Source organism: Alphaproteobacteria bacterium (assembly GCA_040220875.1).
Taxonomy (GTDB): domain Bacteria; phylum Pseudomonadota; class Alphaproteobacteria; order JAVJVX01; family JAVJVX01; genus JAVJVX01.
The window spans coordinates 60,637-76,820 of record JAVJVX010000009.1; the positions used below are offsets into that span (position 1 = coordinate 60,637).

Genomic DNA, 16,184 nt, shown 5'->3' on the forward strand with positions numbered 1-16,184 from the left:
GTGTCAGCCCCAGTCCCCCATCGTCTCCGAGAATCCTGCGAGTCCGGGGGTCGCGACACCGGTCCTGTCCACGTCATCCCTGGCTGGCCCAGCCGGGTCCGTCCGTCACTCAGGGAACGAGCCTGCATGCGCCCCGAAATCCTGTTTCCCCTGTTTGCACCGGTGACAAGCCTGCCCGGAATAGGTCCCCGGCTGGCCAAGCTGGTACAGCGCCTCGCGGGGCCGGCGCTGGTGGATCTCCTCTGGCATCTGCCGGTATCGTTTATCGACCGGCGATTTCAGCCGAAGATCGACGCCGCGCCCGAAAATACCGTGGTCACGCTGAAAGTAACCGTGATGGCGCACGAGCCGCCCCCTACCCGGCGCCTGCCCTACCGGGTGCTGTGTAGCGACGGGACTGGAGACATGGCCCTGATTTTCTTTCATGCCAAGGGGGATTATCTCAAAAAAACCTTGCCCATCGGGGCCGAGCGGCTGGTGAGCGGGACCGTGGAACGGTTTCGCGGGCAGCTACAGATGACCCACCCCGATCTCATCGTTCCCCTGGAGGCGGCGGACAGCGCCTTGCGTATCGAGCCGGTCTACCGCCTGACGGCCGGGCTGACCCCTCGTCCCCTGATCCGGGCGATCGAGGCGGCGATCGACCGCCTGCCGACGCTGCCGGAATGGATCGACCCGGCCCTGCTCGCGCGCGAAAACTGGCAAGGCTGGGCCGAGGCGCTCGAAATGGCTCATCATCCGGAGAAGGCCGACGATCTCTCTCCGCTTTCCCCCGCTCGCCGCCGCCTCGCCTATGACGAGTTTCTTGCCAATCAGCTTGCGATCGGCCTGGTGCGTCGCGATCTCCGCCGGCGCCGGGGGCAGCCGGTATCCGGAACCGGTGAGCGGCAGGCGAAAATCCGGGCGGCCCTGCCCTTCACGTTGACGAACTCCCAGGAAACGGCGCTGGCGGAAATCGCGACCGATATGGCGTCGTCGGCCCGCATGCTCCGCCTGCTGCAAGGGGACGTTGGTAGCGGCAAGACAATCGTGGCTCTTCTCGCCATGGCCATCGCGGTCGAGGCCGGCGGCCAGGCGGCACTGATGGCACCGACCGAAGTCCTCGCCCGCCAGCACCACGCCACGATCTCGGACCTCGCCCGGACGGCGGGGATCGAGTGCATCCTGGTCACCGGGCGCGAACGGGGGGCGGCGCGTGAGGCGCGTCTGGCTGCGCTCGAACGCGGCGAGGCACAGATCGCGGTCGGGACACATGCCGTCTTCGAAAAGGACGTGACGTTCCGCGATCTTCGTCTCGCCATTATCGACGAACAGCACCGCTTTGGCGTCCACCAGCGCCTGGCGCTTGCCGCCAAGGGGGCGGCGGTGGACATGCTGGTGATGACGGCAACGCCCATTCCGCGCACGCTGACATTGACAGCTTACGGGGACATGGATGTCTCGCGCCTCCTGGAAAAGCCCGCCAACCGCCGGCCCATCGATACCAGGACCGTGATGCTGGACCGGCTCGACGAGGTGATCGACGGGCTCAGGCGCGCCGTGGAGGCCGGATCGCGCGCCTACTGGGTCTGCCCACTCGTTGCCGAGTCCGAATCCCTCGATCTCGCGGCCGCCGAGGACAGGTTCGCGCAGCTCAAGGAAATCTTCGGCGAACGTGTGGGTCTCGTCCACGGGCGTATGAAAGGTCCGGAAAAAGACTCGATGATGGCAGCCTTTGCTGCCGGGGAGATCCGCGTTCTCGTGGCAACGACCGTGATCGAAGTCGGTGTCGATGTGCCGGAAGCAACACTGATCGTTATCGAACACGCCGAGCGTTTCGGCCTCTCCCAGCTTCACCAGCTTCGCGGTCGCGTCGGGCGCAGCGACCGACCGTCGACCTGTCTGCTGCTCTATCACAAAACGGCCGGGGAGACGGCGCGCCAGCGCCTGAAGGTAATCCGTGAGACCGACGACGGTTTTCGGATTGCGGAAGAAGACCTGCGGTTGCGCGGGGCGGGCGAGGTTCTGGGGACGCGCCAAAGCGGCCTGCCGGAATTCCGTCTGGCGGATTTGGCCCAGCATGACGATCTGCTGCAAATCGCCAGCGACGATGCGAGGCTGATTCTGGAAAAGGACGCTGACTTATCCTCGCCGCGCGGTGCCGCGCTCCGGATACTCCTTTACCTGTTCGAGCGGGATTCGGTCGTCAAATACGCCCGCATCGGCTGACAGCCGGTCACGGCGCCCTAGCGCCCCTTTTTCTTGGCCAGCGCGGCGGCTCGTGCCACCTTCTCCGCCTTGGTCGGCGGCGTGATTATCCCGGCCGAGACCACCAGCTTGATGCCTTCTTCCACGGTCATCTCGAGGGTGATGACGTCTTCGCGTGGCACGAACAGGAGATAGCCAGACGTGGGATTCGGTGTGGTGGGCAGAAAGACGTTGACCATGTCCTTGTCGGTTTTTTCACCCACTTCTCCCTTGGTGCCGCTCGTGAGGAAGCCAACCGCCCAGATGTCGCGTCGTGGGTATTCCAGGAGGACGACTTCCCGGAACGCTTTAGATTGATCGGCCAGCACCGTTTCAAAGAGCTGCTTGAAGACGCTGTAGATGTTCCGGATTACAGGCATGCGGGCGAGAATCCGCTCGCTTGCGCGGATCAGGGCCCGGCCAAAAAAACCGGCGGTGACGGCGCCGATGATGGTCAGGCCGATGATTGCAACCAGAAGCCCGATGCCAGGTATGGCAAATGGCAGATAGTTCTCGGGATTGTATTTGTCGGGAAAAAGCGGCGTGATCTGGTTGTCGACGAAATCGATGAATATCCATGCCAGATAGATCGTCAGGCCGAGCGGCGCGGTCACAAGAACGCCGGTCAGGAAATAGGCCCTGAGCTTTTGCAGCAGCCGGACCCGGGCCGACGGCAGCTTGGGTGGCGGCCCGGCGAGGCCGTCATTCTGACCGTCTGGTGTTTGCGATGTCTCGCTCACTCGGCTTCCTTTCCGCCCCTCTCCGGGATTACCGGGCGCCTGGCATGATGCGCCTGAGGCGTTTTGAGCACAATAATCAAAGCAATTCCAGCGGCTTCCCGAGGCCCCTGCAGCATGGAACATGCGTTAGACCTGGCCCGGCCGTCCTGCTAGGCTTTTCCGAGCGGCCGACACCCGATCCCGTCCGCCGCCAACGAAGGGGGGCCGGTATGACTGCTTCAAACGACAGGCCGGCGCCGGACCGCTCCGCCGCCGGCAGTTCTTCGCCGGCGAAACTGGTAAAGGACGCCGGACCCCTGCGCGAGCACTACGGCGAGCCTCTGGAGATGGCCCTCGCACTTCACAAGCCGGCCCTGGACGCGCTGCACCGAAGATTTATCGCACATTCGCCCTTTATTTGTCTTGCTACCGCCGATGCGTCGGGCCAGCCGAGTGTTTCGCCCAAGGGCGACGCCCCCGGTTTTGTGCGGGTGCTGGACGACCGCACGCTGCTTATTCCGGATCGACCGGGCAACCGCAAAATCCGCGGTTTGGAGAACATGGTCCAGAATGACAGGATTGCCCTGATCTTCATGATCCCCGGCGTCTCGGAAACCCTGCGGGTCGAGGGACGAGCCCGGATCACACTCGATGACAAGCTTCTCGAATCGGGCAGGGTTGACGGCAAGAACCCGCCGGCCGCCATCGTTATCGAAATCGACCTGGTTTACATTCACTGTGGCAAGGCCATGGTCCGCTCCCGCCTCTGGGATGAGGACAGCCGGGTCGCCCCGGGCACGGTACCGAGCCTGGCAGAATTCATCGTCACCCAGGACGGAGCATCGACGGATACGGGACTCGAAAAGATCGAGGCCCTTGTCGATCACGTCTACAAGGACGAGTTGTACTGAACCTTCAAATCAAGAACCGAAACAAAGGGAGACCGGATAATGAGCTATCTTCCGTCGAAACCGAAACATTCCCTTGTTCACATCCTGTTGGATCACCCCGCCCTCACCCGGGCGCAAATCGCTTATGTCGAAGAGGTTATGCGCGGCGACTCGCCCTTCTCCGCCCTGGACCGGGAAACCGTTTTCGCCTTCTGTTCGGGCCTGAACAACTGCGGGTTCTGCGAGACGTCCCACACCATCACGGTTGAGATACTCGGCGGCGAGAAAGGGCTCGTCCGGGATCTGGTGGACGATCCAAACCTGATCAACGCCCCGGAAAACCTGCGTCCGGTTCTTGCCTATGCGCGTAAACTGACGTTGCGGCCGAGCAGTGTCGGCCAGACGGATATCGACGCCATCCTGGAGGCCGGATGGAGCGAGACCGCGCTCGTTCATCTGGCCAATGTCGTCGGACTGGCCAATCTCTTCAACCGGATCGTGGAAGGCCTCGGCGTGCCGAATGATCCGGATATGGTCGCGATGGGCGGCAAGATGATGGCAGAGGACGGCTACATGCCGATCATCGAAAGATTGAAAGAACCGGCCGAGTAACTCGCGGCACCGGGTTGTCGCTTTAAGGAAAGGGCGGGTCCAAGGACCCGCCCTTTCTCGTCGCGTTTTTCGGTTTGTGCGTTGAATGCCTTAGCGGCCGCCCGCTTCCAGCTGGTTCAGCGTCACTTCCTGTGCCGTCACGTCAGGCGGATTGACCCGCCAGGAGTCGTGCGACTGGAAGATCGTCGCGTGGCGACGCTGGAAATCGGCTGTCTGTCCCCAGGCCGACAGAACCGCCGAACCGCCGTCCTCGGTCTTGAGGGGCCATGACGCAAAGTTCTGGAACTTCCAGAATTCACCTTTCTTGTCATACATCTCGCCGAATATCGGGCGCCAGTTGCCGGCATCCACGTAGAAGATTTTCTTGCTGTACGGATGCTCCGCCGGCGGGATCGACTCGACCACGTAGACTTCGCGCGGTTCCCAGTTGTCTACCGGGTTCCAATAGGGCGGGTTTTCCAGATCGACACGCGGATGTTGCTGGATCGGGTCCGCGGCGTCTTCCACCCAGGTCGGCTTCAGAGAGTTGGCGACATAGAGGATCGGACGCTTTTCCAGAATCTTGTAGCTCTGGTACCAGCTTGGATGAGCGTTGAAGATCTCGATGTCGTCCTGAAGCTGATCGGTGCCGCCGATAGGATCCATCCAGGCGCCGCCCGACAGCCGCCGCACGCGACGCACGGTCCGGACATAAGCCCATACGTCGGGGAGCTTGCCCGTATCGTAGCGCAGCGTGAACGTGCCGAGTCCCCGAATATCCTGCGGATACCAGGCCCATAAGAGCAGCTTGTCGAGGATCGTGCCGTCGCCCTCGACCGGATTGTTGGTATCCCGGACGAGGCCCTTCATGTAGTAGCGCAGATATCCCCAGAACTGGCGGCGTTCGAGGCCGGTTTCGCCGTCGATCAGAAGGAAAGCGAATTTGCTGAGATCCTGCACGTCGGCCCGGGGCTGTGAATAGGTAAAGTTCCAGACGACCTTGGCCCCGCTATGCGGGTCGTTCATGTCGATGTTCGGGAACGGAACCCCGGCCTTGTAGCCCGTGACCATCTTTGTCGCCGGGTCATACTGGACACTGGCCGAGTAGCGCTCGGTAGCCTCCAACAACCGCGGATCGCGCGGGATAGGCTTCGGTGCAACCAGTGGAAGTGTCAGGTTCCACTCCCGTACCTGCCATTCAATTTTTTCCGACAGCAGGTCGGCGACGGGATATCCCTGAAAGGTTCCCTTCTTCAATTCGTCGATGTTGGAACTGGTAATCACGGTGCCGGGTGCGACTTCTGTTGTATCCTGCGCCGCTACTCCCGACGACATGCCGGCAAAAACCACCGCCAGGGTTACGGCGGCGCTGCTTTTAAGCAATTTCATTTATGAGGCTCCCCATCTGAGGTTGGGACCGCGCGGTTCGTCGCGAGACGTCCCGCCGTTACACGCTTCTCAGGACTTCGAACGCTTCCAAACTGAAACATCCCACCATTCCTGTATACGTATTTTCCGAAGTGTAAACAAGCGCCTTGCCCCTACCCGGCTTCCCGGGCCCGCATAGCGCGCCGGAAATATCGGGGATTTCCTTGTCCTCTCGCAGTGTGCGCGACCGAAACACGGGTCTTCAATACATCGTGAGCGTCTGGATCCTGCGGCGTCACTCAGTCCACCCAAAGGTCGCGTTTGCGATGCCAGTCTTCAATGGAAGCGTCGGGGTATTCCTCGAAATGCGCGTTAGAGGCATCTGCCGGCGGCAGCTTCACCCAGGATGCGCGGTAGTTCAGCATGATGTGAGTCTGATCCGGCGCCGCCGGCAGGTCTGTATCTATGGCAGAGGCGAAGGGATGGACGAGTTCGGGCCATCTTTCATCCCAGACCCAGAGAGCGCTGCCGCACCGCGCACAAAAATGTCGCCGCCCCATATAGACCGAAATGTGATCGCGTCCCGTAATCTCAAGACTGCCCATGTCGCCCATCAGGTTGATCGCATATCCCCCGCCCCCGGCGGTTTTCCGGCAGATCGAACAATAGCAGCGCATATACGGATAGGGTGTGTGGGATATCACCGAGAAACGGACGGCGCCACAATGGCAAGAGCCTTCGAGTTTCATCTCAGATAACCCTCCTAAATACTTTATAAAATATGATATTTACTGCACCCATCCTCCAGCGAATGGAATGGCCTGGCCAATCAGGAAATTACATTCGTCGCTGGCCAGAAAGACGGCCAGCATGGCGTCTTCCTCGGGCGTGCCAAGGCGCCGGGCCGGGACGTCCTTCAGCCGCGCCTTGAAGGCGTCGGTCTCCTGGTAGTCCTTCGGAAAATAGACCGGATTATCGACGAAATTCTGTGCGATGGCGTTGATCTGCACGTTATGGCGCGCGACCTCGACCGCGACCGACTTCACATAGCCGAGTTGCGCACCCCGTGCCGCAGCATAGGCCGCCGCGCGGGGTTGGCCACGCATCGGAGAGGCGCTGCCCATGACCACGATCTTGCCCGTCTGGCGCTCGGTCATCTGCGGCAGCACCGCCCGAACCAGCCCGTGCAAGGGCATTACCATGGCGCGGAACAGGCCCTCGAAAGTGGCGTCATCCACGTCAACCGTGGGAACGCGCGGGTTGACGGCGGCGAGATTGGCGATCAACACGTCGATTTCGCCAGCCTGCTCGACCAGTGCATCGGCCGCGCCCTCGCCGGTCAGATCGCCGTCATCAGCCAGAACAGAGGCCCCCTCCTTCGCAAAGGCGGCCGTCAGGGCCGGGCCCATAAATGTCTCCGACTGGGTAATGAGCACCTTCTTGCCATTTAGACGTCCGCTCATTTCCGGTAAGCTCCCTTTTTCAATGCCCTCGCCACCAGTGAGGATCATGCGCTCCTGTTCCCGTTCGGGGCAAGAGCAGCAGGAAGGACGGAGAACTTGCCATGAAATACCGTGAGCTTGGCCAAAACGGCCCGCAGGTTTCAGCCATCGGTCTCGGATGCATGGGCATGGTCGGCTGGTACGGGACCCGTGACGACAAGGAGGCCCGCGCGACCCTCGATCTGGCAATCGACCGGGGCGTCAATTTTCTCGATACCGCCGATATCTACCAGGGGGGCGAAAATGAAAAATTCGTCGCGGCCAGCATAGCGGGCAAGCGCGACAAGGTGTTCATCGCGACCAAGTTCGGCTTTCAGCGGTCGGAAGATGGCACGCTTACGTTCAACGGTCGGCCGGATTATCTCCGGGCTGCCTGCGAAGCCAGCCTCAAGCGGCTCGGGATCGACACGATCGACCTTTACTACGCTCATCGCGTGGATCCTGACGTGGCGATAGAGGAAACGGTCGGCGAGATGTCCCGCCTGAAGGAAGAGGGCAAGATTCGCCATCTCGGCCTGTCCGAGGCAAGCGCGACCTCGATTCGCAGGGCCCAGGCGACCCATCCCATCGCGGCGCTGCAAAGCGAATATTCCTTGTGGACCCGCGACCCCGAGGGCGAGATCCTGGACACCTGCCGCGAACTGGGAATCGCCTTCGTCCCCTACAGCCCGCTGGGTCGCGGCTTCCTTACGGGAAAGCTGGCGATCGAGGATCTGCCGGAAGATGATAACCGGCGCCAGAACCCTCGTTTTGAGGCCGAGAACGCAGCGCGGAACATGGAATTGGTGCGCCGGATTCGCGCCCTGGCCGAGCAGAAGAACTGCACGGCGCCGCAACTGGCGCTCGCCTGGCTTCTGGCGCAGGGAGACGACATCATCTCCATTCCGGGAACCAAGAAGCGGAAATATCTCGAGGAAAACCTGGCGGCACTCGATGTCACGCTGACCGCGGAGGATCTCGCCCGGATCGATCGGGACCTGCCGCCCGGCAGTGCGGCGGGCGAGCGTTATCCGCCCGCCATGATGGAAAAGGTTGGCCACTAATGGAAAGGCGTCTACCGCCGGACCGGCCGGCGCCTTATCAGAGCTGGCCGCCCGGCTTGTCGAGTGCGTATCCCAAGAGCTCGCGCGTGAGGTAGTCATACGCCTCGTCCACCGAATCGGTGGACAGGAAAAGTTCGAGGTCTTCCGGGCTGATGGTGCCGAGGCGCGCCAGTGCTCCCAAATCCATGATCTCGTCCCAGAACCGCTTTCCGAACAGAACAATCGGCATATGCTTCCGGACCTTCTGGGTCTGCACCAACGTCAGCACCTCGAAAAACTCGTCCAATGTGCCAAAGCCGCCGGGGAAGAACACCATCGCCTTGGCGAGATAGACAAACCAGAATTTGCGCATGAAGAAGTAATGGAATTCGAAGGCGAGGTTGCGGGTTATGTAGGGGTTCTCCTCCTGTTCGAAAGGAAGTGAGACGTTCAGCCCGATGTTGAGTCCCCGCGCTTCGGAGGCCCCCCTGTTGGCGGCCTCCATGATCCCCGGCCCGCCACCCGAGCAGATCACAAACCGCCTGAGTGATTCCGGACCAAGGTCCTTGGACCAGCGGGTCAGCCGGTCGGCCAGGCTGCGGGCGGCCTCGTAATATTCGGACATGGCGAGGTTGCGCTCGGCGGTCGCCAGGTCGCCCTCGCCCGCCCGCGCGGCGTCCAAATTCTTTTTCGCGACATCTTCAGGCTGCAGCCGTGCGGAGCCGAAAAAGACGATCGTGTCCGATACGTCCGCGTCCCGGAACCGCTTTTCCGGCTCCAGATATTCGGAGAGGATCCGTATCTCGCGCGCATCCGGGCTCTTGAGAAAGGCCGTATTGTCATACGCCTTGAGCGGCCCCTGCCATCCCCCGTCCTCGGCCAGCGGAGTCTTTTTTCTCGGATCGTCCATTCAGCGGGCCGGTCGATGGGAGGCGGTCACGCGCGCGGGCTCCCGACATCGGGGCCGCGGGCGTCCTCTGGTTCCTCTGACGAATTGAAGTTCATTTCGAGACGCACTCCGTTCGGGTCGTCGACAAATAGCTGCCAGAGCGGTGGGCTGGTGATGATGCTTTCACTGACCTTCAGGCCGTGCGCCAACAGCCGCGCCTTCATTTCGTCGTATCCCTTTGCCAGCATGGCAATGTGATCGACCGCTGCGCCACCCTCCTCGAAGCGGCCCTGATCATCTACCGCCATGTAGCCGCCCATAAGGTGAAACATCGTGCGGCCCATTTGAAGCCATGCGCCCGGGAAATCGAATTCTGGCCGCGCCACCTTTTCCATGCCGAGAATTTCCACATAAAACCGTTCGGTCTCTTCAAGGTCGCGGGCCTTGATCGTGACGTGATGGAGGTCAAGCAGGGCCATCTTTCTCTCCCTCGACTTTGGGGCCCGACTCTTGCCTATCGGGCGCCGAGAGTCCAATCCCCGTTGAGATTCATGATCAGGCGCCGGTAAAACCGGATGATTTCCTTGTAGTTTTCTGCAGCCAGGCGTTCGTTCGTGCCGTGGTAGCGTCCGAAATCGGCCGGCGTGATCGACATCGGCATAAACCGGAAAGAAGCCTCGCTGACCGCCGCATAATGGCGGCTGTCCGTGGCTCCCGTCACCAGCTTGGGCACGACGACCACATCGGGGAATACCTCCCTGATCGAGCGGTGCAGGACCTGGTAGCCACGGCTCTCCATCGGCACGGTGGCACTGGGTTCGCTGGCAATCACTGTTTTTATGGCGATTTCGGGATCGTCGATGATCCCGGCCAGCACCTCGATTGCCTCATGCGAAGTCTGCCCCGGCCGCAGGCGGATGTTTACCGTGGCGCGAGCTTCGCTGGGCAGAACATTGTCCTTGACGCCGCCCTGGATCATCGTCGCGGCCCGTGTGGTCCGATAAGGGGCGGCCGCCCCCTCTCTCGCCTCCCACCACAGGAGAAAGGGCTCGGTCAGCCAGAGATTGGCGTAAACGGCCCGTCGCCAGAACGGCAATTGGGACGCCAACGCGGTCAGCCGGGCCCGCTCGGCCGCCGGCAGATGGAGGGGAGCAGGATTGTCCTCGATCCGGGTGATGGCCCTGGCGATGCGCCCGACAGCGGTATGGGCCGGCGGGCGGGACGCGTGGCCGGTCTCGCCCCGGGCGACGAGTTCGACCGTCAGATAGCCTTTCTCGGAAATCCCGATCTGCGCCAGCGGCGCCCCGATATCCGGCTCCGTCCCGGCCAGAAGTCCCGGTCCCTCATCCAGAAGAAAGCCAAGCCGGACGCCTCTGCCCTGAAGGATTCGCGCGATCTCTACGGCGCCCCGGGCGCCACCCACCTCCTCGTCATGGCCGAAGGCGAGATAGAACGTGCGGGCGGGCCGGAACCCCTCGACGAGGAGAGCCTCGACTGCCTCCATCACGCCCAGCACCGTCACCTTATCGTCCATGCTGCCCCGGCCCCAGATATGGGTGCCATCGAAGACGCCCGCGAAGGGCGGATGAACCCAATCATTTTCGGTGCCGGCGGCAACCGGGACGACATCCAGATGTCCCATCAGCAAAGCCGGGGGAAGGTCATCATTGGTGCCGATCCAGCTGTAAAGCAGGCTACCGTTGACGACTTCGCGCTTGAGCGTCACATGCGCACGCGGAAAGGCGCGCACCAGATAGGCCCGTAACCCCTCAAAGGCAACTTCGTCCGTGAGGGCCGGATCGGCGTTCGAAATGGTCGGAAAACGAATCGCGCCGGCCAGGCGGTCAACAACGCTGGCCGGCGGGTCATAGGCCGGCGCCGGCTCCACCTTGATCTGGCTCGAGGGTATCAGCCAGGCCCGCCCCAGGCAGACTCCCGCGATCCCCGCCACGCCCAGGAGCGCCAGCAAACCCAGAGTTTTTCCGGCGCCCGATCGCCGTCCCCGTCGCCGCATTTCAACCCTCATCCGACTTAGCGTAAGCCGGTTTACGCGCGATCATCCACATATTGTCCGAGGTTGGCTGACGAAAGGAGAGAGGGTCGAATTTCTCGATCGTCAATCCGGCTGCGCTGACGAAATCGCGCAAGTGACCGGGCGTGAAATAGTTGACGTGGTCCGGGAGCCGGATGCCGCACCAGCGGCCGCCCATGAGTTTGGCATTAAGGCTGGCAAAATTTGGCAGTTTCAAAATCAGCACGCCGTTCGGCTTGAGGACGCGCCGGGTCTCGGCCAGAACCTCGCGCGGGCGGAGCTCATGCTCGAGATAGGAGCGCTGAATCACGGCCGAAAACTTGTCTCCGTCCAGCCGTTTCAGGCCTTCGAGCGCCGGCGCCTGCACGACCCGGCCACCCCGGCTGCGCAGGTTCTCGTTACCGCGCCGGGCAAGATCGGCGGAGATTTCAATGCCCCAGGGCTCGAATCCGTCAGGCAGAGTGGTCAGGTGAAACGCGTCTGCGCAGCCCAGATCAAGCACCGGTCCGGGGGCTGCGAAGCGGTCCAGCAAATCCGGAATTTTCTTGCGCGGGAACAGCCCCATGCGAAACCGCGTGGCCTTGCTCAGCCGCTGTTGCGCCGGCTGGTGAGCTGTCCGGCGGCGGGCCTCGTCGCCGATCGTCCGTTCCCAGGCGAAATCCGCGACAAAGCTTTCGTAGTGCGGCGCATTCTCGAGATAGACGAACCCGCAGCCCGAGCAGCGCTTGACCTGCCAGGGCGCCCGCGAGATCGCCAGCGCCGGATGATCGGTATTGTCGCGCCCGCAGCCGGGGCAGGGTCGCGGAGACTGTTGCGCCGCGGCCTCATCCGCCGGGCTAACAGGCTTATCGTCCATCCGGATCTGCCTCATCATCCTTCAACAAAGCTTCGAGCTCGGCCAGTCGCCTTTCCGGCCACGCCAGAATGTTCAAATCGCGCGCGGTTGCCAACCTTTCTTCGACCGTCTCGAAGCGATGCAGGGACAGTGTCCCGCGCGTGAGGCGTCCCTTTTCCGGCGGTCGCCCGGTACACTGCCAGTCGAGCTGAAACAGGCAATATCCTGCCCCGCTCAAAGCTTCGAGCGGCGGCAGGACGATTTCGGGTTGGCCATCGCGATAGCCTGATTCGAGAACGATAATAGGTGTGCGGCTCGCAAGTGTGCGCGTGGCGCCGGCCAGGACCTGTTTCTCATGGCCCTCGACGTCGATCTTGATGAGGTCGGGTGGCTCGAGCGCCGCTTCGCCTTCGCTGCCGTCCAGCAGGGAATCCAGCCGCCGCGTATGGGCGATCGGGGTCTCTGCTTCGTCCGCACTCGCTTCTGCTCGATCGGCAAGCTGGGTCAATGTGCTGTGCCGGCTGCGCTGAAGCGCCAGGGTTCCGTCCCGGTCCGACAGGGCGAAGTGAAAGCTCGAGATCACGTCACCGAGCCCGCTTTGAGCGATGATATGGGCCTGCTGGGCGGCCGTGTCGGGATCCGCCTCGAAGCACGCCACCCTGCCCCGGAACCCGGGATGAAGAGCGAAAAACAGCCCGTAATAGCCCCAATTGGCACCGACATCGAAAACCTGCCGCAAATGCGGCGCAAGGAGCTGGAAAATCGCTGCAACTTCAGGCTCATAGCCGCCGATGTTCTCATGCTGGCGGAGGCTCAGGAAAACCGTGTTGCGACCGTCGCCCTCGACCCGCTGCGCCTTTTCCTCCCTCCAAAGTGCGAGAATCACGCGGCCCGGCCGGCGAAAGCGGAGGTGCCAGTAACGGAAGGCGGCCCGCCAGAACCGCTGGACAAGCCGGGGAAGCCCCCGCTGGCGTCCCGGCCCGGCTTTGGCCATCGGACGGGCCATCCAGGGCAGTTGTTCGACCAAAACGGGCCAGCGGATCTCCAATGTCCTACGCAATTCGGTCACGCGATTGTTCCTGCCGGAGTATGCGATGTCACCATGTCGTAACTCCTCTGCCACAATTACGAAAGGGCTCGTTAAAGATAGTCTTTTAAACATCTTTTCAGCATGAGCGTCCGCCGGCGCTCGATCATCCCGGGTCAGTCCATATGACAGTCTGTATCAGCAATCTGGCCGAACGTGTCGATCCTACCTCCCCCAGCGTCAGTTGCGGGGAAATCTACTCCTATTTTCAGGCCAATCCCGACCTTCTATGCGTTCCCGTGGTCGTGCGCGAACGCCCCATCGGGCTGATCCATCGCCATGAGCTTCTGGTCAGACTGGCAGATCAGTTTGGCCGGGCCCTCTATGAAAAGAAACCGATTGTCCAACTGATGGATGATCGCCCCCTTTTGGTGGAGAGAAGCTTTACGCTGGAAAAGCTGAACGATCTGATCATCGCGACCAACCCGAACGCCCTTCTCAAGGGCTTCATCATTGTCGATAACGGAATTTATTTCGGCATGGGGACGGCACTGAATCTCCTCAGAATGACAAACGAGTCCGTCTCGGCACGAGCCGAAGAACTCGAAGCGGCGCGGGCGGCCGAGGCACAGGCGAGCCGCGCCAAGTCACACTTTCTGGCAAATATGAGCCACGAGCTCAGAACTCCGCTCAACGCGATCATCGGGTTTTCCGAAATGATGGCGAAGGAAACCCTGGGGCCGATCGGAAACGGAAAATACGGCGAGTATACCCGGGACATTCTGGGCAGCGCTCGCCATCTTCTTGCCGTTATCAACGACATTCTTGACCTGGCGCGGATCGAGGCCGGGCGTATTGACCTGAACGAGGTGCCCTTCCGGATCGATCGCGTGATCGAGGAGGCCATGCAGGTGTCCAGGGTTCTCGCCATAAACAATGAAATAGTTTTGACCCTTGATACGATCAAAGCTCTTCCGCCGGTGACAGGGGATGAGCGAAAAATAACCCAGGTGCTCTTAAATCTTCTGTCGAACGCAATTAAGTTCACTCCGCCAGGAGGACAGGTCCGGCTTGGCACCGAAATCGATCCGCACGGCAATCTGAAGCTGTATGTCACGGATACAGGCATAGGGATTGCCCCGGACCAGCTCGAAGACGTGATGAAGCCGTTCGGCCAGGCTGACACCGACCTCAACCGCCGTTTCGAAGGTACCGGTCTCGGACTGCCCCTGAGCCGCGCTCTGGTCCGTATCCATGGCGGCGAGCTTTGGCTCGAGAGCACGCTCGGCCGGGGCACGACTGCCCAATTCATAATCCCGGGCTGGCGGCTGAACTGGGTCGAGTCGGGTGCATCCGCCACGGTGACCCAGCAAATCGCCCTCTGAACGCCGATCCAAGCCGTCGCGGCATTTTCCTGCTAGATTGCGCCCACCTTGATAACGGAGGGGAGCAAGACAGGGGATGCCGGGACCAGACCAACAGATAGAAGCCAGGCTTCGCCAGGCGGCGCGCGCGCTGGGGCGTCACGGCCTGGCTCATGCCTATGGCCATTGCAGTATCCGGCTGGACGCGGAGAGCTTCCTCGTGTGCGCGCCCCGGCCCATGGGCCTGATCAGGCCGGGGGAAAATGGCACGGTCGTTTCCTTATCGGGCCCGCTCCCCGAGGGCGTTCTGGGCGAAGTCCGGGTGCACCGTGAAATCTACCGCCGACGCCCCGGGATCGGCGGCATCTGCCGCAGTATGCCCCCCCATGTGATGAGCCTTTCCGTGCTGCAGCGCACACCCCGGCCGCGCCATGGGTTCGGGACTTACTTCGCTCCCGCCCCGGCCCTTTGGGACGATCCGCAACTCCTTCGTGATGACGCCGCGGCGGAACGGCTGGCCAAAACCCTTGGCGAGGGTGCGGCGGTCATGATGCGCGGTAACGGATGCGTTGTGGCGGGGGAAACGCTGGAGGAAGCGGTTGTCCTTACCTGGTATCTCGAAGATGCCGCCCGGGTGGAGCTCGACGTCCTCAAGGCGGGGATGAGCGAAAGCGCGCCCGTGCTTTCTGCCGAGGACGCCCTGAAGCGGGCAACGCGGGACGGCCGAATCATCGAACGGATGTGGGACTATCTCGTTGCGGGCGACCCGGAGACCCGGGATGAGACGCTTTAGGAAAATTCCTTGATATTGGGGGTCGCCCCCCACATGCAGAAGGACGAGCCTGCCAAAGGAAACTGGCGGGGGACATAATTCTCATCGGTGATCAAACGAACACCGTGTGAATATTCCCAGATCAACTCGTCAGGACCATAGAAATAAAGGAACATCGCCGTCGAGGTGGGATGCCGGCCCGGCCCGAATGCGATCGGCACCTGGTGCGATTGCAGGAAATACCAGGACCGCATGATGTCGTCGATGGACCCGACCTGGAAGTTCACGTGCTGGATGCCCGGACGGTCTGTCGGGAACAGCGCCACCTTGTGGTGCACCTCATCGATACGAAGGAGCGCTGCCTCCCCGATCCGGTCGCTGACCCGCGCGTTGAAAAGCCCTGTCCAAAAGGCTTCGTCACGCCGGGCATCGGTGGTATTCAGCCCGACATGGCCAAACTGTGTAATACCGCTATCCCGGCTCGGGAAAAAACGACGGCCTGAATGATATGGGCGAACCACAAGATCGATCGAGTTACCGGTCGGGTCGCGGAAGTTCAGGAAGACGTCCACGCGGCGCTTTTGGGCTTCGGCGTCGCTGCCCATTGTGTATGGGATATGGTTGAGCTTCAGTTGCTCGGCCGCGGACTGAAGCGCGCGCTCATTAACCAGTTCGAAGCCGACAGTATGGTCCCGCGGATCGCCCTCGAAGATACAGACGTTGTGATCCCGATCATCGCCCCTGAGATAGGCGCCGTCCTCCCCATCATCCACCAACTCCAGTCCGACGATTTCGGTCAGAAACCGAACGCTTTCCGACCGGCTGGAAGTGCCGATTCGGACATACCGGATGTCATGAAGCTCGATCATCGGCTGTACTCCGCTCCGAAGGCCTGATCGTCCCGGCGGGAGCCGGGCCGCACACACTTGGATACCAAATTCTGGTCA

The 16,184-nt window shown here is 61.8% G+C and carries 16 protein-coding genes; 6 read left to right on the forward strand and 10 right to left on the reverse strand.

Going from position 1 to position 16,184, the window contains the following annotated elements; genetic code table 11:
• Positions 1 to 126 precede the first annotated feature (126 nt).
• Positions 127 to 2,208: an ATP-dependent DNA helicase RecG gene (recG, locus tag RLQ26_09785; protein ID MEQ9089017.1), complete on the forward strand. Its 2,082-nt coding sequence runs from the start codon at positions 127 to 129 to the stop codon at positions 2,206 to 2,208.
• Positions 2,209 to 2,225: 17 nt separating this feature from the next.
• Here recG and RLQ26_09790 read toward each other — a convergent pair whose 3' ends face one another.
• Positions 2,226 to 2,966: a DUF502 domain-containing protein gene (locus RLQ26_09790; GenBank protein ID MEQ9089018.1), complete on the reverse strand. Its 741-nt coding sequence runs from the start codon at positions 2,964 to 2,966 to the stop codon at positions 2,226 to 2,228.
• Positions 2,967 to 3,175: 209 nt separating this feature from the next.
• Here RLQ26_09790 and RLQ26_09795 point away from each other — a divergent pair, with 209 nt between their 5' ends.
• Together RLQ26_09795 and RLQ26_09800 are read left to right on the forward strand one after the other, a co-directional pair.
• Entirely contained in the window at positions 3,176 to 3,856 is a 681-nt protein-coding gene (locus RLQ26_09795; protein ID MEQ9089019.1) for a pyridoxamine 5'-phosphate oxidase family protein, read from the forward strand.
• A gap of 39 nt (positions 3,857 to 3,895) precedes the next feature.
• Positions 3,896 to 4,447 (forward strand): peroxidase, encoded by a 552-nt coding sequence (locus RLQ26_09800; GenBank protein ID MEQ9089020.1) that lies wholly within the window; start codon positions 3,896 to 3,898, stop codon positions 4,445 to 4,447.
• Positions 4,448 to 4,537: 90 nt separating this feature from the next.
• Here RLQ26_09800 and RLQ26_09805 read toward each other — a convergent pair whose 3' ends face one another.
• From RLQ26_09805 to RLQ26_09815, 3 genes are all read right to left on the reverse strand, one after another.
• Positions 4,538 to 5,815 carry a DUF1329 domain-containing protein gene (locus RLQ26_09805; protein ID MEQ9089021.1) on the reverse strand — a complete coding sequence of 426 codons (1,278 nt, stop codon included), beginning with the start codon at positions 5,813 to 5,815 and terminating at the stop codon, positions 4,538 to 4,540.
• A gap of 278 nt (positions 5,816 to 6,093) precedes the next feature.
• Positions 6,094 to 6,543: a GFA family protein gene (locus RLQ26_09810; protein ID MEQ9089022.1), complete on the reverse strand. Its 450-nt coding sequence runs from the start codon at positions 6,541 to 6,543 to the stop codon at positions 6,094 to 6,096.
• 39 nt (positions 6,544 to 6,582) lie between these two features.
• On the reverse strand, positions 6,583 to 7,257 hold the full coding sequence (locus RLQ26_09815) for an SDR family oxidoreductase (GenBank protein ID MEQ9089023.1): 675 nt from the start codon (positions 7,255 to 7,257) through the stop codon (positions 6,583 to 6,585).
• A gap of 101 nt (positions 7,258 to 7,358) precedes the next feature.
• Here RLQ26_09815 and RLQ26_09820 point away from each other — a divergent pair, with 101 nt between their 5' ends.
• Entirely contained in the window at positions 7,359 to 8,339 is a 981-nt protein-coding gene (locus RLQ26_09820) for an aldo/keto reductase (protein ID MEQ9089024.1), read from the forward strand.
• A 37-nt stretch (positions 8,340 to 8,376) separates the two neighbouring features.
• On the opposite strand, the gene RLQ26_09825 is transcribed toward RLQ26_09820, so the two are convergent.
• The 5 genes from RLQ26_09825 to RLQ26_09845 are packed head-to-tail and all read right to left on the reverse strand — an operon-like array spanning position 8,377 to position 13,143.
• Positions 8,377 to 9,228, reverse strand: coding sequence for an LOG family protein (locus tag RLQ26_09825; protein ID MEQ9089025.1), 852 nt, complete (start codon positions 9,226 to 9,228; stop codon positions 8,377 to 8,379).
• Between the two features lie 26 nt (positions 9,229 to 9,254).
• Complete coding sequence (locus tag RLQ26_09830) at positions 9,255 to 9,686, reverse strand: VOC family protein (protein MEQ9089026.1); 432 nt, start codon at positions 9,684 to 9,686, stop codon at positions 9,255 to 9,257.
• Between the two features lie 35 nt (positions 9,687 to 9,721).
• Positions 9,722 to 11,221, reverse strand: a complete 1,500-nt coding sequence (locus RLQ26_09835) for a M20/M25/M40 family metallo-hydrolase (protein ID MEQ9089027.1) — start codon at positions 11,219 to 11,221, stop codon at positions 9,722 to 9,724.
• A gap of 1 nt (position 11,222) precedes the next feature.
• Positions 11,223 to 12,095 (reverse strand): class I SAM-dependent methyltransferase, encoded by an 873-nt coding sequence (locus RLQ26_09840; protein ID MEQ9089028.1) that lies wholly within the window; start codon positions 12,093 to 12,095, stop codon positions 11,223 to 11,225.
• A complete protein-coding gene (locus RLQ26_09845; protein MEQ9089029.1) occupies positions 12,085 to 13,143 on the reverse strand; it encodes an FkbM family methyltransferase in 1,059 nt (352 codons plus the stop codon). The genes RLQ26_09840 and RLQ26_09845 overlap by 11 nt, the downstream gene beginning before the upstream one ends.
• Positions 13,144 to 13,286: 143 nt before the next feature.
• On the opposite strand from RLQ26_09845, the gene RLQ26_09850 reads away from it, so the two are divergent.
• Both RLQ26_09850 and RLQ26_09855 read left to right on the forward strand, forming a co-directional pair.
• On the forward strand, positions 13,287 to 14,486 hold the full coding sequence (locus RLQ26_09850) for an ATP-binding protein (GenBank protein ID MEQ9089030.1): 1,200 nt from the start codon (positions 13,287 to 13,289) through the stop codon (positions 14,484 to 14,486).
• A gap of 76 nt (positions 14,487 to 14,562) precedes the next feature.
• A complete protein-coding gene (locus RLQ26_09855; GenBank protein ID MEQ9089031.1) occupies positions 14,563 to 15,258 on the forward strand; it encodes a class II aldolase/adducin family protein in 696 nt (231 codons plus the stop codon).
• Here the strand turns inward: RLQ26_09855 and RLQ26_09860 are convergent.
• The gene (locus RLQ26_09860; protein ID MEQ9089032.1) at positions 15,255 to 16,106 is read right to left on the reverse strand and encodes a VOC family protein; all 852 of its coding nucleotides are present in this window, start codon (positions 16,104 to 16,106) and stop codon (positions 15,255 to 15,257) included. The genes RLQ26_09855 and RLQ26_09860 overlap by 4 nt on opposite strands.
• Between the last annotated feature and the right edge of the window lie 78 nt (positions 16,107 to 16,184).

Bases quoted from the DNA above. Each gene is read 5' to 3' on its own strand.
- RLQ26_09840 (MEQ9089028.1), bottom strand. From the start codon at position 12,095: ATGGACGATAAGCCTGTTAGCCCGGCGGATGAGGCCGCGGCGCAACAG.
- recG (MEQ9089017.1), top strand. From the start codon at position 127: ATGCGCCCCGAAATCCTGTTTCCCCTGTTTGCACCGGTGACAAGCCTG.
- RLQ26_09850 (MEQ9089030.1), top strand. From the start codon at position 13,287: ATGACAGTCTGTATCAGCAATCTGGCCGAACGTGTCGATCCTACCTCC.
- RLQ26_09860 (MEQ9089032.1), bottom strand. From the start codon at position 16,106: ATGATCGAGCTTCATGACATCCGGTATGTCCGAATCGGCACTTCCAGC.
- RLQ26_09810 (MEQ9089022.1), bottom strand. From the start codon at position 6,543: ATGAAACTCGAAGGCTCTTGCCATTGTGGCGCCGTCCGTTTCTCGGTG.
- RLQ26_09815 (MEQ9089023.1), bottom strand. From the start codon at position 7,257: ATGAGCGGACGTCTAAATGGCAAGAAGGTGCTCATTACCCAGTCGGAG.
- RLQ26_09830 (MEQ9089026.1), bottom strand. From the start codon at position 9,686: ATGGCCCTGCTTGACCTCCATCACGTCACGATCAAGGCCCGCGACCTT.
- RLQ26_09805 (MEQ9089021.1), bottom strand. From the start codon at position 5,815: ATGAAATTGCTTAAAAGCAGCGCCGCCGTAACCCTGGCGGTGGTTTTT.
- RLQ26_09795 (MEQ9089019.1), top strand. From the start codon at position 3,176: ATGACTGCTTCAAACGACAGGCCGGCGCCGGACCGCTCCGCCGCCGGC.
- RLQ26_09825 (MEQ9089025.1), bottom strand. From the start codon at position 9,228: ATGGACGATCCGAGAAAAAAGACTCCGCTGGCCGAGGACGGGGGATGG.
- RLQ26_09820 (MEQ9089024.1), top strand. From the start codon at position 7,359: ATGAAATACCGTGAGCTTGGCCAAAACGGCCCGCAGGTTTCAGCCATC.
- RLQ26_09835 (MEQ9089027.1), bottom strand. From the start codon at position 11,221: ATGCGGCGACGGGGACGGCGATCGGGCGCCGGAAAAACTCTGGGTTTG.
- RLQ26_09855 (MEQ9089031.1), top strand. From the start codon at position 14,563: ATGCCGGGACCAGACCAACAGATAGAAGCCAGGCTTCGCCAGGCGGCG.
- RLQ26_09800 (MEQ9089020.1), top strand. From the start codon at position 3,896: ATGAGCTATCTTCCGTCGAAACCGAAACATTCCCTTGTTCACATCCTG.